Here is a 22,109-nt window from a genome sequence, read left to right on the forward strand (position 1 = left end):
CAACATGAGGTGCCCGCTTCCTGGAGCGGCGCCGCGCCGGAGAAGCCTCACCGCAACCGCTGGGCGATGAGTTCGGCGATGAGCCGGTTGCCGGCGGCGTTGGGATGCCAGCGGTGATAGACCGCATCGACTCCGCCGGCCGAGACCGCGTGGTCGAAGGCGTCGTAGGTGTCGATCGTCTCGATTCCGGCCCTGGCTGCGCACGACAACAATGCGCCGAGCGCCCGATTCTGCCGATCGAGCGATCCCAGCCAGCGCCAGCGCCAGGCGTCCGCGTCGTAGAGACCCACGACCACGATCTTCGTTCCGAGCTTGCGACCGTCGTCAGCCAAGCGCTGCATGAGCAGGCAGGCGATGTGCTCCCCGGCGCCCGAGGGATGGACTCGCAAATCGTCGTGACTCCAGGCATCCATCAGGCCCAGCGCCTGCAGCGTCATCTGCACCAGCATCGACCGCCCGAACAGGCGCTGCCACGGCGTCAACGGCGCCTGCTGCGCGTCTGGCGGCGGGACCGGCACGTTGCGCAAGGACAGCGTTTCGCCCGCGACATCGAAATACGGCTTGTCGGCGCCCCACACGCGACTCAATTCGGCGCGGCGCAGGTCATCGTGGATGAAGGCGATGACGATCGCGCCAGGGCGGAGAGTGCTCGCGACCTTTTCCGCGCGGAGCACGGCCTGGTCGATGCCGTAGCCGTTGGCCCCGGCGTTGACGACCGGTTGCCCGAGGATCGTTTGAAGGGCAACCGGCCAGGTGTCGGCGTCGTCGACTTCGGCGCCGTAGGTGAAGGAGTCGCCGGCCGCGAGGATGGCCGGTCCGGGCAGGGAGGGCGATGCGGCCGCCGGCGCCATGCGCAACCCCTGGGCATCATGGCTGGCGTTGGTCCGTCTTAACGTCCCGTCGCTTTCGCGCGCCATGTTGAGCAGCCGTGCGTCGGGCAGCGGGGCGAAGCCCAATTCGTCATCGTGCACGGCGTAGCGCGCGACGTCGCTGGCGCTTCCGGTACGATGGACGGTCACCAGGTTGGGCCACTGCGAGAGCCATTGCGGTCCGCGTAGCAGGCGGGCGCCGAGCTCGAGAACGATCAGGCCGAACAGCACGGAACCAAGGAGCAGGGCTAGGCGACCCTTCATGTCGCGTCGATATGCAGGCGACAGGGCCCGCCCTGGATTCCGAGGGCAATCATCGTTTCAACGGGCTCGATCGTAGGGGCGCCGCATCGGCCGGGCAATGATCTGTACGAGATGCGGCAGGGCGCGCTAGGCTCGACTTGAACAGACGAGGCCCGACTGATGCTGCTGCGTTCGCTCAAAATTCCCAGACGCGAGTTCGAGGCCGGCACCGGCTGGACCTTGAAGCCCGAAGGTGCCTGCCAGGGCTCTGTGTGCATTCCCTTGTCGCGGCCGGCGGGCGATACGATCGACGTGGCGCAGGTGGCCCGCGACATAGGCATGCCATTGGTCGCGGCCGCGGATCATGGACTGTGGGCGCTCGGTCCAGCCGCCATCGGCTCGCGGACGCTGGCAAGCGCCGAGGCGCCGGACCTTGCCCTGCCCGATCTCGACGGCGAGACGTTCCACCTGTCGAGCCTGCGCGGCCAGAAGGTCCTGCTCTACGCCTGGGCGCCTTATTGAGGCTGCTCGCGAGACTTGCCCGTGTGGCGGTCCCTGCGCGACGAACTGCATCCCGCCGGCTTCGAGCTGATCACGGTCGGCCTCGACACGCTGGGCGATGCCGGCTGCCGCGCCTTCATCGAGGTGGCGCGACCGACGCATCCGTCGCTGATCGACCAGCACCATGTGCTGGCCGAGCTTTTCGGCGTGATCAACATCCCGAGCAGCGTGTGGATCGACGAGAACGGCATGATCGTGCGTCCGGCCGAGGCGGCGCCTGCGCCGCCCCAGCCGACGACCGGGCCGCGGCTCGCGATGCCTGCCGATGCGCCGCAGCGCTTCGTCGAGATCATGGCCGAAGCGGCCAAGATCCGGCGCGACACCGAGGCCTATCATTCGGCGTTGCGCGACTGGGTAACGCATGGTGCGGCGAGCTGCTTCGCGCTGTCGCCCGACCAGGTGATCGAGCGGTCACGACCGCGCGACGAGGACAAGGCGCGCGGCCATGCCCACTTCCAGCTGGCCTCTCAGCTCGAGATGGATGGTCATCACGAAGCTGCGATCCAGCACTTCCGCGAGGCCCATCGCCTTGTGCCGGACAGCTGGACGTTCCGTCGCCAGGCATGGTCGCTCGAGAAGGTCGGCAACGATGCCCTCGCTCGCTTCTGGCAAGGACCGGATCCGAAGACGCCGGACGCCTGGCCGTACGAGGGAGACTGGCTGACCGACGTGCGCAAGATCGGCGCGGAGAACTACACGGAGCCGTGGCGGCCGTGACCCACGGCCTTCCATGATCTACTCACACGACACCGAGGCAAACGCAAAGGTCGGCACATCATGAAGGCTGTCTACATCAAGCAATTCGGCGGGCTCGACGCCTTGAACTACGGCGATCTTCCCGATCCGTCGCCGGGCGCCGGCCAGATCGTCGTCGACACGCACGCCGCGAGCGTCAACGGTGCCGACTGGAAGGTGCGTGCAGGCGAATATCCCGGCGCGCCTACCTTCCCGATCATCCTGGGGCGCGACTTCTCCGGCGTGGTGAGTGGGGTCGGCTCGGGCGTCGACGATCTCAAGGTCGGCGACGAGGTGTTCGGCGTCCTTGAGGCGGGGAGGGACGGCACCTACTGCGAGAAGATCGCCATCGGCGCGGCCATCGTCGCCAGGAAGCCGGCCAGCCTGTCGCACATCGAGGCCGCGGCGATCGCCCTGGTCGGCCTCACCGCGATCCGCTCGGTCGAGGATACGTTGAAGCTCAAGGCCGGCGAGACGATCCTGATCCAGGGCGGCGCCGGCGGCGTCGCGGGCTTCGCCATCCAGCTCGCCAAGCATATCGGCGCGCGCGTGATCACCACCGGCAGCGCCTCCAACCTCGATTACCTGCGCGGGCTCGGCGCCGACCAGGCGATCGACTACAACAACACCGACTTCACCAAGGTCGTGCATGATTGCGATGCGGTATTCGAGACTGTTGGCGGCGATGTCGCAACGCGGTCGTTCGCCGTGCTCAAGCCCGGCGGACGTGCCGCCTTCATCGCCTCGGGCGCGCAGGCGCCCAAGCCCGAACGAAGCGACGTCACCGCGCTCCGGCCGGCGGTCAGTCGCGCGCGGGCGCCGCTCGAGCGTATTGCGGCGCTCCATCGCCTCGGCGCGGTCCGCCTGCCGCCGATTACGGTGTACAGCTTGTCCGATGCCGCCGCAGCGCTAAAGATCAGCGAGGCGCGGCACCTCAAGGGCAAGCTCGTGCTAAAGCTGCGGTGACGGGCCGGGCCGGTTTGCGCCGTTCGGACCGCGGGCGTCCCGGCTGCTCACGAGCAGAGCGGGCGGGGCGCTCGCGATCTGGAAGAGCATGGTTATGAGGTCCGGTCGTCTTGTCAGCTGGCTCGCCGGGGTTTGCGCTCTGCTCGTGTTCGCGGCGGGCGCGCCGGCGCAGACCGTCGCTCCCGCCAAGTCGGGCTCGACCGCCGTTAACCTGCGCGGCGGCTGGTATCCGTGGGATCCCTATCAGTACCTGGACTACAGCCACGGGGTTGCCCTGCTTACCGGCTTCGACGTCGAGATCGAGCGGGCGATTGCCCGCATCATGGGCGTCGAGATCGATTTGCCGCTGCGCGAGTGGGAGCCGCATCTCGCGGCAATCGCCGATGGCACCGCCGACATTGCGGCCGGGGCGACGAAGTCCGAGGAGCGCGCCCGCTACGCTTACTTCTCCAAACCCTATCGAACCGAAACCAACGTGCTGATCGTGCCGCGCAACGCCAGTGCGCGGCTTCCGGTCCAGACGGTCGACGCGATGCTCGCGGCATTTGCCAACCAGAAGTTCCGGCTTGGTGTGATCGCAGGCTATGTCTACGCCGACCCGCGCATAAACGCCTTCATTGCCGACCCGGCCAATATGGACCGCATCGTTGCGGTGGCGACCGATGCCCAGAACCTGGAGAACCTGCTGAGCGGGGTGATCGATGGATTTCTGGCCGACCGGGTCTCTGCCGCAACCACGGCGTGGCGCCGCAGTCAGGCGTCCCTGATCGAGGAGCATCCACTGCACGTCTCGACCGACATTCATTTCATGCTGAGCCGGGTCAGCCAGACGCCCGAACGGGTCGCCCGCATCGATGCCGCGATCGATGAGCTGAGGCGCAGCGGCGAGTTTCATCGCATCGCCCGCGTCTATGTCATGCCCGTGCTCACCAACCAGACGCTCGACACCGGTTGGTTTCGACTGCTGGTGTTCATGGGAACGGTGGCGTTTGCGATGTCCGGCGTGCTGCTTGCCCACGAGGGCAAGTATACGGTGTTCGCGGCAATGCTTCTTGCCGTCCTGCCGGCGGTGGGCGGCGGCGTCGTGCGCGATCTCCTGCTGCAGCGCGAGCCGATCGGCATTGTTCGCAATCCCGACACCTTGCTGATCGTGTTCGGCACCGTGCTGATCGGCATGCTGATCATCAGGGTCGTGACGGTCTTGCGGGCTGGCCCATCGGCCCGACACTTGGTCTTGCCGGCGGCGCTGGCGAGTCGGTCGATCGAAGTGACGGATGCGATCGGCCTTGCCGCCTTCACCGTAACCGGGGTCGTGATCGTTCTCGATGCTGCAGTTCAGCCGCTGTGGCTGTGGGGTCCGATCGCCGCCGTGCTCACCAGTGCGTTCGGCGGCCTGATGCGCGATCTGTTCCGCCATGATCGCGTTGTCGCCAATCTGCGCGGCGAGCTCTACGCCGAAATAGCCTTCGTCTGGGGGCTTGCTTTCTCGCTTTTCCTCGACTGGGAGGGCGATAGGCTGCAGCCGGAGGAGATTGGGGTCGGCGTCGTGGTCACGGTCGCCGGCGCCTTCATCACCCGCATGGTGGCGATCCACCGTCACACCAAGGGCTGGCGCTTTAGCTGAGCATTCTTCCGGACCGCGGGCGAGACGCCCGCGGTCCGGAAAATCATGACGTCGCTACTTCTTCACCAGCGGGCAGGCGCCGTCGCTGAGCGGCCGGAACGCCTCGTCGCCTGGCACCGTGGCGATGATCTTGGCCAGATCCCAGGGCCCCTTGGATTCCTCGGGCGTTTTGACCTGCATAAGGTACATGTCGCGGATGACGCGGCCGTCCTCGCGCACCTTGCCGTCCTTGGTCATGAAGTCGTTGATCGGCAGCTTCTTCATCTGTGCCATTACCGCCTTGGCCTCGTCGGTGCCGGCGGCCCGCACGGCCTTCAGGTAGTGCAGCACGGCGCCGTAGGTGCCGGCCTGAATGAAGCTCGGCGGACGGCCCATCTGCTTGGTGAAGCGGTCGGAGAAGGTCCGCGCGTCGGGGTTCATGTCCCAGTAGAACGGGCTCGCCATCAGGAGGCCCTGGGCGATCTTGAGGCCGACGCCGTGCACGTCGGGGAACTGCATCAATGGCGCGCTGATGCGCACGCCCTGCTTGACCAGGCCGAACTCGGCGGCCTGCTTGACGCCGTTGATGATGTCGTTGCCGCCATTGGCGAACATCAGCCCCTTGGCCTTCGACGACTGCGCCTGCAGGACGTAGGAGGAGAAGTCCTGGGTGTTGAGCGGATGCCGGGCCGAGCCCAGCACCTTGCCGCCGGCCGCCTTGATGAAGCCGGAGGCGTCCGATTCGACCGCCAGTCCGAAGGCGTAGTCGACCGTGATGAAGTACCAGCTGTCACCACCCTGCTTGCTGAGCGCAGCGACGATGGTCTTGCTCTGACCATAGGTATCGTAGATCCAGTGGATGCTGTGCGAGCCGCAGGACTTGCCGGTCAACTCCGAGGTTGCCGCCGCGGTCGGCATGACGATGCGGTTCTTCTCCTCGGCGACCTTGACCAGGGCCAGCGCGATCGCCGAGTTCGGGATACCGAGGATCAAATCGACGTTCTCGTCGTCGTACCAGCGCTTGGCGATGCCGACGCCGACATCGACCTTGCTCTGGAAGTCGGCGCTCACCAGCTCGATCGGCTTGCCGAGCACCGAGCCGCCGAAATCGGCGATGGCGAATCTGGCGGCGGCAACGTCGCCCGGCCCGGTGTTCTCGGCATAGGGGCCCGACATGTCGTCGAGCACGCCAATCTTGACGGCCTGGTTCTGCGCCAGTGCCGTCCCGCCGAAAAGCCCGCACGCAAGCAGCGTCGCGACTGCGGCTCTTGTGAAGTTCATTACTTTATCCTCCCAAACGTCGTTTTGTTGCCGCGAGCCTAGCATGGTCTAGGGCGCTTCGCTTTCGCGTTGAACGTACGGCCCTTTGGACGCACAGTTTCGCAGCTTGCGGAGGAATTGCCCGATATGCCCAAAGACAACAAGAAGTGGCCGAGCCGCCGCATATTTCTTGCTGCGCCCGCGCTGGCAGCCCTTCCAGTGCAGGCGCAGTCCTGGCCGGTCAAGCCGCTGCGCATCATCGTGCCTTACCCGGCTGGACAGACGGCTGATATTCTCGGGCGCCTCATCGCCGAGCAGCTCACCCGGGCCCTTGGCCAGCAGGTCATCGTCGAAAACAAGCCGGGCGCCGGCGGAACGATCGGCGTCGACGTGGCGGCGAAGGCGGCGCCGGATGGCTACACGCTCGTGGTCGTTACGTTGTCCACGCACGTCATGGCGCCGGCGGTCTATCCCAGGCTGCCCTATGATCCGGTGAAGGACTTCGCCTTCATCGCCAATGTCGGGCAGACACCGCAGACCCTGATCTCGAATCCCAAGAGCGGCATCGGCTCGGTGAAGGACCTGATCGAGAAGGCGAAGGCCGGCGAGCTCAACTACGGCTCCTCCGGCAACGGCTCCGCCGCCCATCTTGCGGTCGCGCTGATGTGCGCCGCGGCCGGCATCCGGATGACCCATGTTCCCTTCAAGGGCAATGCCGAGGCCCAGATGGCCCTGCTGTCAGGTGATATCCAGCTCATGTCGGATGCGATTCCCGCGATCGTCGGGCCGATCCGGGCAGGGCGCATCAGCGCGATCGGCATATGCGACAGCCGGCGCTCGCCCTTTCTGCCCGATGTTCCGACGATTGCCGAGCAGGGGTATCCGAGCGTGATCGCCGTCGGTTCCATTGGCATCGGGGCGCCAGCCAACACACCCGAAGCGGTCCTCGAAAGGCTGGCCGCTGAAATGAAGCGCGTACTGAGCGAGCCGTCGGTGACCGAGAAGCTGCAGAGCCTGTACTTCGTGCCCGCGGGCGAGAGCCGGGAGCAGTACAGCGCGTTCATTGCGAACGAGATCGTGCGTTGGCGCCGGATCGTCCAGGAGGCTGGCGTCAAGGTGGACTGAGGCCTGCCGCCAGACCTGCCAGAAGCCGAACGTCCTCGATGTCCTCGAGGCGGTCGGTCGCCTCGATCAGGCGAGGGCCGGCGTCGGCTATCAGCGGCTCGGCGGCGAAATCGAGGCAGCGCGTGAACTTGGCGAGATGCTGGTCGCGGGAGAGGGGGCGCGCCGGATTGGCGAGCATGGTCTCGCACTGCCACTCCAGTTTCCGGCCGTCCTTCAGAGTCACCGTCAGGCTCTGCGGCGCGAGGGCATTGGGATCGGGGTTGCCGTCACCTAGGGTCTGAATGCGGGCTGCCAGGGCGTGCGTCGCCGGATCCGACAGCGCCTCGCCGCGGAAATCGGAAAGGTCGATGCGGCCGTTCTCGACCACCTTGGCGACGACGTAGGCCATGCACAGCCGGCAATAGCTTGCGCCGCTGTCCGCCAGCAGCGGACGGCTGACCAGCCGCGCCGTGAGCGGCGGCACCCGGATCTCGATGCGCTCGACGTCGGCGGCCGTGAATCGATGCGCCGCCTGCAGCGCGGCCACGCCTTCGATGCCGCCGTGGGTGGCCCGTCCGGCAGGGAAGGGCTTGTGGCTGAACTCGGCGATGCGCCAGTCGCGGCCGAGGCTGGCCAACACCGGCTCGAGCTCGAAGCTGCCCTCGAACACGGCGAGATAGCCGTAAGGCCCCTCGAACACGGCGCGCGCCGGCGCGAAGCCCAGTGTCGCGAATTCACAGGATTGCAGGGCGGCGCGGGCGTTGAACGCGACCTGGACCGGCAGGATCGGGCTGCCCTCGGTATGGGCCTGCATGGTGCCGCTGGTTTGCGCCAGCTGCCAGGCGAAGGCGGTCTGCAGCGCATCGCGGTCGAGGCCGAGCACGCGGCCGGCAGCGGCAACGGCGCCGAAGCCGCCGGCCGTGGCGGGACGAAAGAAGCGAAAACCGGCCCGCGACGCGAGCCCCAGTCCGGCCGCCACATCGACGCCGACGGCGAGCGCGGCGATCAGCTCACGGCCGGCGATGCCACCGCGCAGCTCCGCGGCGGCCAGGGCCGCCGGCAGAACAGACGCCATGGCATGCACGACAGCCCCCTCGTGCAGACAATCGTATTCCTGGTTGTGCATCTGCCAGGCGTTCACGAAGGCGGCGGCCGGTGCCGCCAGCTGCTGCGCCGTGCGGCCCCACACGGAGACCGCAGCAGCACCCCAACCCGCCGCGATGCGCGCCAGACCGGCGCCGCCCTCGACCGACGAGCCGGCGATCCCGACGCCGAGACTGTCGAGCACGTAGACCTTGATGGCGTCCACCGCAGCCGCCGGCAGATCGGCGAAGCGCGTATCGAGGGCATGAGCGGCGAAGCGGGCGGCGGCGGTCATGCTGCTGAATAGCGTACGGGCCCGGCCGCCGCTATTGTCCGGCGACATTTGTCCATCGAGAGCAGAGAGCAGCGCACCATGAGTACACCGGAGATCGACAAGGACGAGCTGGAACGCATTCTGAAGACGAGCGGCCATAACCTCACGCCCGCTCAGGTCGAGGCCATCATGCCCGGCGCGGCGATCTTCCGCCGGATGATCGAGCGCGTGAATGCGCCTCTGCCGCGGGAGGCCGAGCCCGCGCTCATCTTCGACGTCGAGCAGGGCCGATGAGCACCCTCACCATCGCCGAGGCGGCGACCCAGATCGCGGCCAGGAAGATCTCGCCGGTCGAGCTCGCCAAGACGCAGCTCGAGCGCATCCGACGCCTCGATCCCCAGCTCGACTCGTTCCTGCTGGTGACCGAGGAGCGCGCCCTGGCCGACGCCAAGGCGGCCGAGACGCGCCAGACGGCGGGAACGTTGCGCGGCAAGCTTGACGGCATCCCGATCGCCCACAAGGACATCTACAACACCGCCGGGATCCGCACGACGGCGCATTCGAAGCTGCTCGAGCATAACGTGCCGGCGCGCGACGCCCATACCGTGAGGAAATGGGCCGATGCCGGCACGGTCATGCTGGGCAAGCTCGCCACGCACGAATTTGCTTTTGGCGGTCCGTCGTTCGATTTGCCGTGGCCGCCGGCGCGCAACCCGTGGAACCGCGAACACTTCACCGCCGGCTCGTCGTCCGGCACCGGCGCCGCCATTGCCGCCGGTCTGATCCTGGGCGGCACCGGTTCGGACACCGGCGGCTCGATCCGCGGGCCGGCCGCGCTCTGCGGCATCGCCGGCATCAAGCCGACTTACGGCCTTTCGAGCCGCGTCGGCATCCTGCCGCTCGCCTTTTCGCTCGATCATGCCGGGCCGATGGCCTGGACGGCCGAGGATTGCGCGCTGCTGCTGCAGGGCATGGCTGGTTACGACCCCGAGGATCCGGCGAGCGTCGAGCGTCCGGTGGCGGATTTCACCGCCGATCTCGGCAGGGGGGTGAAGGGCTTGCGCATTGGCGTGGTCAGGCATTTCTTCGAGACGGACAACCGCGCCTCGGATGCGACGCGCGCCGGCATCGATGCCGCTCTGGACTTTTTCCGCAAGGAGGGGGCGGAGGTGCGCGACATTACCTTGTCCCCCGCGGCCGACTACCATGCCGTCGGCTATTTGCTGATGGTCACGGAGGCTTACACCTTGCACGCGCCCTGGCTGCGCGAGCGCTTCACCGACTACGGCGAGCTGTTCCGCGATCGGGTGGCGCTGGCGGCGACCGTGAGCGGTCCGGATATCGTGCAGGCGACGCGTCGCCGCCGCCTGTTGTGCCATGAGATGGCGGTGGCGATGGAAAACCTCGACATCATCGTCAGCGCCTCGCAGGCCGGCGAGGCGCCGCGCATCGCGGACGTGCCGAAATGGGCCAACATGGAGAAGCCATCCTTCACCATGCCGTTCAACGTCACCGGATTCCCGGCGATCAGCGTCTGCACCGGCTTCGGCGAGGGTGGACTGCCGGTCGCCATGCAGCTCGCCGGCAAGCCGTTCAGCGAGCCGACCCTGTTCCGCGTCGCCCACGCCTACGAAGGCGCCACGCCTTGGCGCAACCGTCGGCCGGCGATGTGCGACTAATGGTTGCGCGACCGGCACCAGCCCGGCAGGTGCGTGATCGCTCGCATCTGCCGGCGCCCACAGAATATTGGCGCAATCAAGACACCGGCCTGATCAGCCAGCGCATACCTAAGAGCTTATCCGGGGTTGGTTGATCGCCACGGGGCGATACCGGACAATTGGCATGCCGACTGTTGCGGGGAGGAGACGGCAATGCCCTTCACGTTTCTGATCAATGGTGACGTGCTGCCGAGCGTGACGACATCGCAGATCCTGCTGCGTCGACACCAGCCGCAGACCCTGATCAAGTCCGACGGGCATTTCGGGCCGCGTACCAAGGGCGCCGTCGAGAACTTCCAGTCGTTTCACCATCTGGGACGCGACGGCATCATCGGCCAGAACACCTGGAACAAGTACATGGACGTGAGCGGCTTCCAGACGATCGACGTCGTCGACGGGACCGATCCGTCCCTCGTCAACCTGGAAGCAGCCGACGTGCGGGCGGCCGGCGGCGACCCGATCGTCGTGTTCGGCATGTCCAACGGGATCGAGGTCGTCACAAACCAGATCGTCGCCCGCGGGCGCAACCAGAACGTCATGCTGCTGCGCTTCCACGGCCACGGCAATCAGGGCCTGCAGAACGTGACCGGCGGCGAGATCAACGGCGCGCCTCACTTGGCGGCAATCTCGCTCTCGAACTTCGCGCAGATCGAGGGGACCATCCGGCGGATCCGGCCGGTGATGCTGCCGTTCGGATCGATTCAACTGCTGGGCTGCGACGTCGGTGGCGGCCGCGGCTCGCAGCTGGTTTCCCGCCTTGCGACGACGTGGGGCGTGCCGGTGACAGCCGGCCTGCATACCCAGTTCGGCGGCGGCAATCGGACGTTCCGCTTCGAAGGTCCCACGGTCACTGGCTTTCCGTCTGGCAACCTGAAGACATGGTCGCAGCAGATGGAAGACCAGTTCGGCAACCAGAGCATGGCAACCTGAGGCTCAGTTTCCTCCGCAGGGCCGAAAGGTTTCTCGCTACGCTCGGGATGACAGAATCGAGGTCATCCCGAGCGTAGCGAGGGGGGCCTTCTTGTTGGTGGCGCGTTCCCCGCCATGACTGTTCCGTCGGCGAAGACGCCGACACCTCTGCAGCGAAGCTGGCGAGGAGAATGATCGCTCTACTGCGGCTCGATGTTCAGGCTCTTGATGAGGTCGATCCACACCGGACCTTCCTCGTCGATGACTTTCTTGAAGTAGATGCGGTCGCGCGCGCCTTCGTCGATACCGAAGGTGTCGAGGATCTTCTGGATGCGCGGGGTCTTGCCGGCTTCGACCATGAGGTCGGAAAGCTTCTGCACGATCTCGTCGGGCATGCCGATCGGCCCCACCATGCAGATCCAGCCACGCACCTGGAAGGCTTTGTCGGTCGCGCCCTGCTCGTAGAAGGTCGCCACGTCGGGCAGCTTCTTCATGCGCTCCATGCTGGGGACGGCGATCGCCCGGCCGGACCCGTTCTGCAGGATCGGCGATGATGCGGCGTAGCTGCCGCTACCGCCCTGGATCGCCCCCGACGCCACCTCCTGCCACATCGGCGCTTCGCCACGATAATGGACGGCCTGGATGGAAAGCCCGTAGCTGCGATTGAGCCCCTCGGCGACGACGTGCGGATAGGAGCCGGCGCCATAGGTGCCGAGCGACACCCGGTTGGTGCGGGCGTAGTCGACGAATTCCTTGAGATTGTTGGCCGGCACCTTGGAATTGATCACAAAGGGCAGTTGCCCGGCGTTGAGCCACGAGATCAGGGCGAAGTCCTTGTCGGGGTCGTAGGGCAGCTTCTTGAACAGGACCTTGTTCATTACCATCGTGGTCGAGATGGTGAACATCAGCGTGTAGCCATCGGTCGGTGCGCTCTTCACCTGCTCGGCGGCAATGGCGCCGGCGGCGCCGGCCTTGTTCTCTATGAACACTGTCTGGCCGGTCTTCTCGGCGATATACTCGCCATAGGCTCGGGCGAACACGTCGGTCAGGCCACCGGCCGGATAGCCGCAGACGATGCGGATCGGCTTGCTCGGCCATGCCTGGGCGAGCGCCGGTGCCGCCAACCCGCTGGCAGCTGCGGTGAGCGACGCACAAACCAATACATCCCGTCGGGTAAACCCGTTGGTCATCACATCCTCCCGTAAGCGCGGTTCTTGTTTGTGTGCGGCTTCTGCCGCGTGGCCCGCGCCAGCAGGCACAGCATGACGTTGGACATGACCGGGGTAAAGTGCGTCGCGACCTGTCGTCCTGAACGAAGTGAAGGACCTCATCGCCGCCTGCCATAGCCGTTCCTCCAAGCTACTGGCGGCGACATCCTTAGAGGGGGCCGCTGACGCGGCGCTTGGTTCAGCGGAAGGCCAAGCCCTCGAAGCGGCCCGAGCGGCGCCATTCGTCGATGTACTTGAAATAGGCCGAGGCGCCCGCCGGGTAGCCGACGGCGAGGCGGGCGGCCATGCCGGCGTCCTGGCCCTCGTTGTTGTAGTAGCCCGGCGTGCAGTCGGCGCCGCCGGTCATCCGCCCGACACTCGTCAGCAGCAGGCGCACCCACTCGTCCTCGGCCTCGCGCGTCACCTCGATCTCGCGCAGGCCGTTGTCGAGTGCATGCTGGACCATGATCGCGATGGTGCGGCCGGCCTCGGTGAGATTGTGCGGCACGTTGGAGATCAGGTTGGCGCCCTGGGTCGGCTGGACGAAAAAGGCGTTGGGAAAGCCGTGGACATGGATGCCGTGTCGGGTGCGCATTCCGCCCTTCCAGTGCTGCGACAGCCTGAGCCCGTCGCGGCCAACCAAGTCGAAACCGGCGCGCCGGCTGTAGTCGGTGCCGACCTCGAAGCCCGAGGCGTAGATCAGGCAGTCGAGCGGGTATTCGACATCGGCCACGACGACGCCCGCCGGCGTGATGCGCTCGACACCCTTGCCTTCGGTGTCGATGAGATGGGTACCCGTCAGGTTGAAGGCCTGCAGGTAGGAATCGTGGAAGCAGGGGCGCTTGCACAGTTGGCGGTACCAAGCCTTCAGCTTCTGCGCGGTCGCCGGATCCTCGACGATCGTATCGACGCGGCTGCGGATCTCCTCCATCTTCTCATGGTCGGCATCCTCGAAGGCCGCCAGCATGTTGTCGCGCGTCCGCTGCTCCTTGGGCAGCATGAGGATGCGCTGGCGGATGCGGCGCGACAGGTCGGTCCAGCCGTCCTGCACCAGGTCCTCGGTTGCCGTGCCGCCGGCCTGGTTGGCGGTGAAATTCTCGAGCCAGCGCTGCTGCCAGCCCGGCGTGGCGATGCCGGCGAACCAATCCGGGTCGATGGGCGCATTGGCGCGCACGTCGACGGAGGAGGGCGTGCGCTGGAAGACATAGAGCTCGCGTGCCGCCCGGGCGAGGTGAGGGACGCATTGCACTGATGTCGCGCCGGTGCCGATGATGCCGACGCGCTTGTCGGCGAGCCGGGCGAGCGGCGCCCCGAATGGGTCGCCGCCGGTGTACGCGTAATCCCAGCGGCTGGTGTGGAACGAGTGTCCAGTGAAGGACTCGATGCCGGGAATGCCGGGCAGCTTAGGTACGTGCAGCGGCCCCGTGCCGAGGCCGATGAATTGCGCGGTGAAGGCGTCGCCGCGGTTGGTGCGCACGAGCCAGCACGAGCGCGCGTCGTCCCACGACAATTCCTCGACCTGGGTATGGAACAGGGCATTGTCGTACAGCCCGAAATGCTCGCCGATGCGGCGGCAGTGCGCCAGGATCTCGGGCGCATGCGCATATTTCTCGGTCGGACGATAGCCGGTCTCCTCGAGCAGCGGGATGTAGACCATCGAGGCGGTGTCGCACTGCGCCCCGGGGTAGCGGTTCCAGTACCAGGTACCGCCGAAATCGCCGCCCTTCTCGACGATGCGAACGTCGCCCACGCCGGCTTCGGCCAGCCGCGCGGCGGTCACGAGGCCGGCAAAGCCGCCGCCAACGAAGGCGAAAGTGACGTGATCCGTCCTCGGCTTCCGCGGCACGACCGGCGTGTAGGGATCGTCGAGGTAGCGGGCGAAGCGTCCGGTGATCTGCAGATACTGCGCATTGCCGTCGGCGCGCAGACGCTTGTCGCGCTCCTCGCGATACTTGCGCCGCAGCGCCTCGCGGTCGATCGGTCTGGCCGGCGCGGCCGGGCTGTCGGAGGTCATGGAGAGGGCTCTCTTGCGGGCAGATCGTCTGGTCGACATCGGCGGCTATAGCGTGGCCGCGCTGCCATCGTCACCAGTCGGGTTGTCGCTTCTCATTGAAGGCATTGAGCCCTTCCTGCGCGTCGTCGGTCTCGATGATGTTGCAGATCGTCTCGACCACGTTCTCGATCGCGCGACGATACTCGAAATCGTTCGCACGCATGAAGGAGTCGCGGGCCAGCTGCATCACCACGGGAGATTTTGCAGCGAAATCGCGGGCGAGACGGCGTGCCTCCGTCATCACCTGGCCGGCCGGGACGACCGTGTTGACCAGACCCATGGCGCAGGCCTCCGCAGCCGAGATCGGCCGGCCGCTGAACAGCAGCTCGAAGGCCTTGTGACGGCCGATTTGACGCGGCAGGTGAACGAAGTGCATCGCCGGAATCACGCCGACCAGGATCTCGGGGTAGCCGAGGCTGGCCGTCTCGCTGGCGACCAGGACGTCGCACGACACGGCGAGCGTGACTCCGGCGGCGCGTGCGGGGCCGGTCAGTGCGGCAATGGTGGGCTTGCCCATTCGGTACTGCAGGTCGTGCATCTCGAAGTAGAGCTTTTCGAGGTAGCGGCGCAGATCGAGGCCGCGGGCCTTGCGGATCATCGCGAGATCCATGCCGGCACTGAAGGAGCGTTCGAATGCGCTGGTGAGGATGATGGCGCGAACCTCGGGATCGGCCTTGGCTTTGCGATAGGCGTTGTTGATATCCTCGATCAACGCATGGTCGATCGCGTTGACCGGCGCTCGTCGCATGCTGATCTCCGCCACGCGTTCGCGAACGGCATAGTCGAGATGTCGGAATTCCATTGTTTCTCCTGCATCGACCTAGGCGCAAATCGGGGCAGAACGCAACACCAAGGATGGGGCAATGCCGATTGCGCCGAGCGGCGCACCTGACCTACGGTCGGCGCTTCGTGCCACGTCTAGGATCGGAAGCGCTGCACCATGCCCAAGAAGACACTCGTGGCTCATCCGAGCAAGCCGTCAGGGTTCGATGCGTTGAAGTGGCGCTGCATCGGCCCCTCCCGGGGCGGCCGTGTCGTCGCCGTATCCGGCGATCCGGTCAACAAGATGGTGTTCTATTTCGGAGCCTGCGCCGGCGGCATCTGGAAGACAGGTGACGGCGGCGTCTTCTGGCAGTGCGTGTCCGATGGTTTCATGGGGAGCGCGGCGGTAGGGTCGATAGCCGTGGCGCCGTCGGACGGTAACGTGATCTATGCCGGTACCGGCGAGACAGCGATCCGTCTCGACGTTTCATACGGCGACGGCGTCTACAAGTCGGACGATGCCGGCCGCACTTGGCGCAACATCGGCCTCAGGAACAGCAAGTTCGTCGGCCGCATCTGCATCCATCCGACCAATCCCGACCTCGTCTACGTCGCCGCGCTCGGTGACGTGTTCGGGCCCAATCCGGAGCGCGGCGTCTATCGCTCGCGCGACGGCGGCAAGAGCTGGGAGCAAATTCTCCATCGCAGCGACGTCGCCGGCGCGATCGATCTGTCGATGGACCGCAACAACCCGCGCATCCTGTTCGCCTCGATCTGGGAGGCACGTCGCAATTTCTGGAACATCTCCAGCGGCGGGCCGGGCAGCGGTTTGTTCCGCAGCATGGACGGCGGTGATACCTGGGAGGAAATCACCCGGCGGCCCGGCCTGCCGGACGGCTTGCTGGGCAAGATCGGCGTCGCCGTCTCGCCGGTGCGCGCCGGCCGCCTGTGGGCGCTGGTCGAGGCCGAGGGCGACAAGACCGGCCTCTACCGCTCCGACGATTACGGCATGCGCTGGACCATGGTCTCGGCCAATCGCGACCTGATGCACCGGCCGTGGTACTACACGCACGTCTTTGCCGACACGGGCCACGCCGACACGGTTTTCGTCACGAATCTGCAGATGTGGAAGTCGACCGACGGCGGCACGAACTTCAGCGAGATCACGACCCGGCACGGCGACAATCACGATCTTTGGATCGACCCCAACGACTGCACGCGCATGATCGAGGGCAACGACGGCGGCGCCCATGTCTCGTTCAATGCTGGCGGCTCCTGGTCGACGATCTACAACCAGAAGACCGCTCAGTTCTACCGGCTCGATATCGACAACCAGTATCCTTACCGGGTCTATGGCACGCAGCAGGACAACACCTCGATCTCCGTGCCGAGCGCGTCGGAATGGGGCGTCATCACCTTGGCCGACTGCTCGTATCCAGGTACCGGTGAGAGCGGTTTCATCGCCGTCGATCCGCGCGAGCACAATGTCGTCTATGTCGGTGCCATCGGTTCGAGCCCGGGCGGGGCGGGGGCGCTGCAGCGCTACGATCACCGCACACGTCAACTTCAGCTCGTCAACGTCTGGCCGGAGGAATCGACCGGCATTGCGCCCAAGGACCTGAAGTTCCGCTTTGCCTGGACCTTTCCGATCGTGTTCTCGCCGCACGATCCGGGCACGCTCTATGTCGGCGGCAATTGCGTGTTCCGCACGCGCGACCAGGGCATGAGCTGGACGCAGATCTCGCCCGATCTCAGCGTCAACGATCGCGAGCGGCAGGGCGCCTCCGGTGGGCCGATCACGCGCGAGAGCGCTGGCGCCGAGGTCCACGCCACCTGCGCCTGCGTCGTCGAATCGCCGCACCGCGCCGGCGAGATCTGGGCCTCGACCGATGACGGCCTGGTGCACGTGACGCGCGACGACGGCAAGAGCTGGCAGAACGTCACGCCCAGGGGCATGCCGGAACTCGCCTATGTCGGCTGCGTCGAGGTCTCCGCGCACGATCCCGACACGATCTATGTCGCCGCCACGCGCTACAAGCTGGCGGATTACAAGCCGTACCTGTTCCGGACTACCGACGGCGGGCGGACCTGGAAGTCGATCAACGGCAATTTGCCGGCGACCGAGATCACCCGCGTCGTGCGCGCCGATGTGGTGGCGCCCGGCCTGCTCTTCGTCGGCACCGAGACAGGCATCCATTTCTCGCTCGACGACGGCGCGAGCTGGCTGCCGATGTCGGGCCTGCCGGTGGTGCCGGTCTACGATCTCAAGCTCAAGGACAGCGACTTGGTGGCGGCGACGCACGGCCGCTCGTTCTGGATTCTCGACGACGTGACGGGGCTGCGCGGCTTGGCCGACGGCGACCGTAAGACGCGCGTGTTCGCGCCGCGCACGACCGTCCGCACCAAGCTGCACTGGAGCGCCGGAGCCAACGTACGGACAGGTATTGCCTATGGCCCGGCCTTCGGCATCGACGGCAGCACGGTCATGGTCGAGCGGCCCGACGGCACGCGCGTGCGCGAGCATCTCGACGTCGGCGAGAACCCGCCCAACGGGGCGATCGTCCATTACTGGCTCGAAGAGGACGCGACCGGACCGGTGACCCTGACCTTCCGCGACTCCGCCGGCCGCAAGATCATCGCCTACGCGAGCGACGACAAGGAGCTCCCGCCGGCGCGCAAGCCCGGCACCAAGGGCGGCCTCAATCGCTTCGTCTGGGACATGAAGCATCCCGGACCGACCAGGATCGATTACGCGCTGGCGCCACCGCGGCCCAAGCCGCTGGCGCCCGATCCCGAGAATCCGCCAGGCCCCACCGTTGTGCCGGGCACGTATGGCGTGGAGCTCGGCATCGGCGACAGGAATGACGTGGCGACTTTCACCGTGGTCAAGGACCCACGCCTTTCGACCGCGCCGGAGGACTATGCCGCCCAGTTCGCCCTGCACAAGGAGTTGGTGGCGTCGATATCCAAGCTCAAGCAGGCGGTCAATCGGCTGCGCCGGACGAAGCGGCAGCTCGACGAGGTCGGCGAGCGTGCCGGCAAGGGCGAGCGCGCCCTGCGCAACCGCGCCGCGGCGATCGTGCGCAAGCTGTCGGCAATCGAGCAGGTGATGGTCGATCCGCAGCGCAAGTCCGTGCGCGACGTTCTGCGCAATCCGGCTGGCCTCAACGACACGCTGATGGACATGATCGCCATGACGACGACGGCCGATGCAGCGCCCACCACGCAGACGAGGGCGGTGTCGCGCGAGGTCATGGACAAGGTCGACAGCGAGGTCGCCAAGTTCGAGGCCATTGTCGAGGCCGATGTCGCCGAGCTCAACAAGGCGCTCACCAAGGCGCGCGTGCCCCACGTCAGGGCAACCTAGTCACTTCCACCGAACAGCGAGGGATCGTCATGTCCATGCAGGTAAACGGAGGAGTATCGGCCGGCCTGCCGCCGGTTGGCATCGGTTTCGTCGGCTGCGAGATGATGGCCGCGGCGTCGGCCGCCGGTGCACACGACCATGGGCACGCCGAACCACGGCGGCGCGAGGTCGTGGTCAACGGCAAGCGGGTCAAGACGATCGACATCCACGCCCATTGCTGCGTGCCTGCGGCGATGGCGCTGATCAACCATCCGCTCGAGGCACCCGGCCTGCTGATGGACGACACCAGCACCCGCATCGCCGCGATGGATGCGCAGGGCATCGACGTCGAGGCGTTGAGCATCAATCCCTACTGGTATCGCGCGGAGCGCGATGTCGCGGCCGAGCTGATCAAGGTCCAGAACGAGACCCTTGTCGAGTTCTGCGCCGCCAATTCCGACCGCTTCGTAGGCTTCGCGACAGCGGCCCTGCAGCACCCCGAGCTGGCCGCAGAGCAGGTCGAGCACGCGGTGAGGAAGCTCGGCTTCAAGGGTATCGGCGTCGGCGGCAGCGTCGCCGGCGAGGAGCTGGCCAATCCGCGCTTCCATCCATTTTGGGCCAAGTGCGAGGAGCTCGGCGTCCTGGTCTTCATGCATCCGCTCGGCACGCGCGAGCTGGAGCCGAGCGGCCGGCTGGGCGGCAGCGGCCTGCTGACCAACACGATCGGCAACCCGCTGGAGACGACCATCGCGCTGTCGCACCTGATCTTCGAAGGCACCCTGGATCGCTTTCCGGGATTGAAGATCTGCGCCGCCCATGGCGGCGGCTTCCTGCCGTCCTACGCCAACCGCTCCGATGCGGTGTGCCGCACCTTCCCCAATCGCGTCGGCCCGCTGCCTAGGAAGAAGCCGACCGCCTACCTGAAGGACGGCCAACTGTTCTTCGACACGATCGTTTTCACGCCCGAGGCGCTGCGGCACCTGATCGCCGAGACCGGCCCCGGCCAGATCATGATCGGCACGGACTACCCATTCCCCTGGACCAGCACCGAGGTCGACCTGGTGCTGAGCACCCCCGGGCTGACCGACGACCAGCGCATCGCCATCCTGGGTGGAACCGCGGCACGTCTGATGGGGATTGGCTGAGAGGCCTTTAGGGAAGAGAAAGGTCGTCGCTGAGCTCGGGATGACACCACTATTGTTGCAAGTAACAACAACAGTGTCATCCCGAGCGCAGCGAGGGACCTTTCTATCTAGGGAACTGTAGTGGCCAGCCCCGATCCCACGACCCTCGACCGGCTGCGCCAGCGCATCCAGGCGCTGCGCGCCAAGACGGTCGCCAACGGATGCACCGAAGGCGAGGCCCTGGCCGCGGCGGCCAAGGTGGCGGAGCTGCTCGGCCGCTACGAGCTTTCCCTGGCCGATGTCGATGTCCGTCGGTCGTCCTGCGAGCAGCTCGCCTACGAGGCGGAACGCAACAAGCGCGTCCCGCTCGACGAGTGCGTCGGCGCCGTCGCCGAGTTTTGCGGCTGTCGGGTGTGGCGCGAGAAGCATCGGTCAGGTGTCCGTTGGGTCTTCTTCGGTCTGCGCGCCGATATCGAGGCCGCTCACTGTCTCACCGAGGTGATCGACAACGCGGTGCGAACCGAGCTTGGCCGGTACAAGACCACGCCGCCCTACCGGGCCTTTCGCCACCAGGAGCGCCATCTGGCCAATGTGTCATTCACGCTGGGCATGATCGCCTCGATCGCCGACAAGCTCATGGCGATGAAGGCGGCACGCGAGCAGGGTTGCCGCGGCACCGGCTGCGCCGTCGTCGTCCTGAAGCGGTCGGTCGTCGATACGGAGATCGAGAGGCTGGGCCTCGCACTGCGCATGGTGCCAAGCGCCCGCCGCCTGGTGTCACCGCTCGCCTACGAGGCCGGGGAGGAAGCGGGCGGAACGCTGGCGATCGATGCCCGACGAAGCGGCTAGAGTAGTGCTTTCTCACCTTGATCATGCTCTTCCGGACCGCGAGCGTCCCGCTCTCGGTCCGGAAGAGCATGAGCCTGATCCTTCTCGACGCCTCATCTATTTCCACTTGAACCGATCACTCCTTTGAGCGCGTGCTGACGTTCTCCGTTGACCTCATTCTCTCATTTCGGCACCTTTCTTCCAAAAGAACAACAATCGCTATTGAGAATAGCCGACCACCATGGATTTCGCCTTCTCGGAGCAGCACATTGCCGTACGCGATACGGTCAGGCGCTTGTGTCAGTCGGAGCATCAACAGCTGGTGATGGCGGCGGAAGAAAGCGAGGTCCTGCCGCGCGAGGTGTTCGACCGATGGGGTGAGCTCGGGTTGTTGGGCGTCCGCTACCCCGAAAGCGATGGCGGTAGCGGCCTTGACAAAATAAGCGACTGCATCGTGCGCGAAGAACTGAGCTACATGAGCCAGGGGTTCGCCTCCAGCTGGTCGGCGCACAGCCATCTGGGGATCTGGCCGATCTGGAGGGCGGGCACGGATGAGCAGCGTGCGCGCTTCTTCCGACCCGCGGTGCAGGGAAGGAAAATCGCCGGCTTCGCGTTGAGCGAGCCCGATGGCGGCTCGAATATCCGCGCGCTCAAGACACGCGCAGAGCGCACCGCAGGCGGCTGGAAGCTCAACGGCAGCAAACTCTACATCACCAACGCGCCCATCGCCGATTTCCTGCTCGTCGCAGCCCGAACCGCGCCGGAGCTCACGGGCGACGCCGTCAGCTTGTTCATCGTCGAGCTGCCGACCGAGGGCATGGACATCCGAAAGCTGAAGAAAGAGGGCATCCGCGCATCGGAGACCGGTCTGATCCATCTCGCGAATGTGTTCGTCCCCGACGACTGCGTCCTGGGCGGACGCCTTGGCACGTACCCGGTGATCCTGGCGTCGCTGAGCGAGAACCGCGTCGGCGTCGCGGCCAATGCGCTCGGCATGGCCCGGGCAGCCTTCGATGCGGCCGCCGCCTATGCAGATACCCGCCTGGTTGCCCGCAAGCGCGTCGGCGACTACCAGGCGATCGGCCACAAGCTCGCGGAGATGTCGGCCCAGATAGAGGCGGCCAGGTGGCTGGTCTACTATGGCGCCTGGCGCGTGGACCAGAACACACTGGATGCCGCGACCGCAGCGCGGGTGAAGCTGATCGCGAGCGAGACGGCGGTGGCGGTGAGTGAGCAGGCAATCCGTATCCACGGCGGCGCCGGCATCATGCGCGAGTATCCGGTGGGCCGTATCCATCGCGATGCGCTGGTCTACGTAATCGGCGAAGGCACCAGCGAGATCCAGAAGAACATCATCATGCGCGAACTCGGCTTCAAGGCCTGAGCCGCGCCCGGACATCACCTGCCACAGTGAGCTATGGCAAGCTCCAATGACGCATCAGACCGATACATTGTAGTAGGAG

17 protein-coding genes are annotated in these 22,109 nt (G+C 66.2%); 11 read left to right on the forward strand and 6 right to left on the reverse strand.

The genetic code is table 11. The annotated features are described in order from the left end of the window. Window positions 1-47 precede the first annotated feature (47 nt). Window positions 48-1,133 carry an SGNH/GDSL hydrolase family protein gene (locus ACILR9_RS09695; protein ID WP_395709709.1) on the reverse strand — a complete coding sequence of 362 codons (1,086 nt, stop codon included), beginning with the start codon at window positions 1,131-1,133 and terminating at the stop codon, window positions 48-50. Between the two features lie 159 nt (window positions 1,134-1,292). Here ACILR9_RS09695 and ACILR9_RS09700 point away from each other — a divergent pair, with 159 nt between their 5' ends. The 3 genes from ACILR9_RS09700 (at window position 1,293) to ACILR9_RS09710 (ending at window position 4,998) form a co-directional block, all read left to right on the forward strand. After that, on the forward strand, window positions 1,293-2,390 hold the full coding sequence (locus tag ACILR9_RS09700; protein ID WP_395709710.1) for a ResA-like WAxxUGC motif-containing protein: 1,098 nt from the start codon (window positions 1,293-1,295) through the stop codon (window positions 2,388-2,390). A 60-nt stretch (window positions 2,391-2,450) separates the two neighbouring features. Then, a complete protein-coding gene (locus ACILR9_RS09705; protein WP_395709711.1) occupies window positions 2,451-3,374 on the forward strand; it encodes an NADP-dependent oxidoreductase in 924 nt (307 codons plus the stop codon). A 94-nt stretch (window positions 3,375-3,468) separates the two neighbouring features. Beyond that, entirely contained in the window at window positions 3,469-4,998 is a 1,530-nt protein-coding gene (locus ACILR9_RS09710) for a TRIC cation channel family protein (protein WP_395709712.1), read from the forward strand. Between the two features lie 54 nt (window positions 4,999-5,052). Here the strand turns inward: ACILR9_RS09710 and ACILR9_RS09715 are convergent, their stop codons facing one another. Further along, window positions 5,053-6,258 (reverse strand): ABC transporter substrate-binding protein, encoded by a 1,206-nt coding sequence (locus tag ACILR9_RS09715; RefSeq protein WP_395709713.1) that lies wholly within the window; start codon window positions 6,256-6,258, stop codon window positions 5,053-5,055. Between the two features lie 126 nt (window positions 6,259-6,384). Between ACILR9_RS09715 and ACILR9_RS09720 the strand changes: the two genes are divergently transcribed. After that, a complete protein-coding gene (locus ACILR9_RS09720) occupies window positions 6,385-7,362 on the forward strand; it encodes a Bug family tripartite tricarboxylate transporter substrate binding protein (RefSeq protein ID WP_395709714.1) in 978 nt (325 codons plus the stop codon). On the opposite strand, the gene ACILR9_RS09725 is transcribed toward ACILR9_RS09720, so the two are convergent. Beyond that, entirely contained in the window at window positions 7,349-8,767 is a 1,419-nt protein-coding gene (locus ACILR9_RS09725) for an MmgE/PrpD family protein (RefSeq protein ID WP_395709715.1), read from the reverse strand. The genes ACILR9_RS09720 and ACILR9_RS09725 overlap by 14 nt on opposite strands. Between ACILR9_RS09725 and ACILR9_RS09730 the strand changes: the two genes are divergently transcribed. The 3 genes from ACILR9_RS09730 to ACILR9_RS09740 all read left to right on the forward strand — a co-directional run bounded on the left by ACILR9_RS09730 (window position 8,768) and on the right by ACILR9_RS09740 (window position 11,346). Further along, window positions 8,768-8,992 (forward strand): hypothetical protein, encoded by a 225-nt coding sequence (locus ACILR9_RS09730; RefSeq protein ID WP_395709716.1) that lies wholly within the window; start codon window positions 8,768-8,770, stop codon window positions 8,990-8,992. Next, on the forward strand, window positions 8,989-10,377 hold the full coding sequence (locus tag ACILR9_RS09735; RefSeq protein WP_395709717.1) for an amidase: 1,389 nt from the start codon (window positions 8,989-8,991) through the stop codon (window positions 10,375-10,377). The genes ACILR9_RS09730 and ACILR9_RS09735 overlap by 4 nt, the downstream gene beginning before the upstream one ends. A 192-nt stretch (window positions 10,378-10,569) precedes the next feature. Continuing rightward, window positions 10,570-11,346 (forward strand): peptidoglycan-binding protein, encoded by a 777-nt coding sequence (locus ACILR9_RS09740; protein WP_395709718.1) that lies wholly within the window; start codon window positions 10,570-10,572, stop codon window positions 11,344-11,346. Between the two features lie 179 nt (window positions 11,347-11,525). Here ACILR9_RS09740 and ACILR9_RS09745 read toward each other — a convergent pair whose 3' ends face one another. The 3 genes from ACILR9_RS09745 to ACILR9_RS09755 form a co-directional block, all read right to left on the reverse strand. Then, window positions 11,526-12,515, reverse strand: coding sequence for a Bug family tripartite tricarboxylate transporter substrate binding protein (locus tag ACILR9_RS09745; RefSeq protein ID WP_395709719.1), 990 nt, complete (start codon window positions 12,513-12,515; stop codon window positions 11,526-11,528). Window positions 12,516-12,732: 217 nt separating this feature from the next. After that, entirely contained in the window at window positions 12,733-14,547 is a 1,815-nt protein-coding gene (locus ACILR9_RS09750) for a flavin-containing monooxygenase (RefSeq protein ID WP_395709720.1), read from the reverse strand. Window positions 14,548-14,617: 70 nt separating this feature from the next. Then, window positions 14,618-15,388: an enoyl-CoA hydratase/isomerase family protein gene (locus tag ACILR9_RS09755; RefSeq protein ID WP_395709721.1), complete on the reverse strand. Its 771-nt coding sequence runs from the start codon at window positions 15,386-15,388 to the stop codon at window positions 14,618-14,620. Window positions 15,389-15,526: 138 nt separating this feature from the next. On the opposite strand from ACILR9_RS09755, the gene ACILR9_RS09760 reads away from it, so the two are divergent. The 4 genes from ACILR9_RS09760 (at window position 15,527) to ACILR9_RS09775 (ending at window position 22,030) form a co-directional block, all read left to right on the forward strand. Beyond that, window positions 15,527-18,715, forward strand: coding sequence for a WD40/YVTN/BNR-like repeat-containing protein (locus ACILR9_RS09760; RefSeq protein ID WP_395709722.1), 3,189 nt, complete (start codon window positions 15,527-15,529; stop codon window positions 18,713-18,715). Between the two features lie 29 nt (window positions 18,716-18,744). After that, window positions 18,745-19,839 (forward strand): amidohydrolase family protein, encoded by a 1,095-nt coding sequence (locus ACILR9_RS09765; RefSeq protein ID WP_395709723.1) that lies wholly within the window; start codon window positions 18,745-18,747, stop codon window positions 19,837-19,839. Between the two features lie 120 nt (window positions 19,840-19,959). Further along, window positions 19,960-20,667, forward strand: coding sequence for a DUF2786 domain-containing protein (locus ACILR9_RS09770; protein WP_395709724.1), 708 nt, complete (start codon window positions 19,960-19,962; stop codon window positions 20,665-20,667). Window positions 20,668-20,887: 220 nt separating this feature from the next. Further along, window positions 20,888-22,030 carry an acyl-CoA dehydrogenase family protein gene (locus tag ACILR9_RS09775; protein ID WP_395709725.1) on the forward strand — a complete coding sequence of 381 codons (1,143 nt, stop codon included), beginning with the start codon at window positions 20,888-20,890 and terminating at the stop codon, window positions 22,028-22,030. The last annotated feature ends 79 nt before the right edge of the window (window positions 22,031-22,109 follow it).

Origin of the sequence: Reyranella sp., from assembly GCF_044224635.1 — a bacterium.
In the GTDB taxonomy this organism is placed as follows: Bacteria; Pseudomonadota; Alphaproteobacteria; order Reyranellales; family Reyranellaceae; genus Reyranella.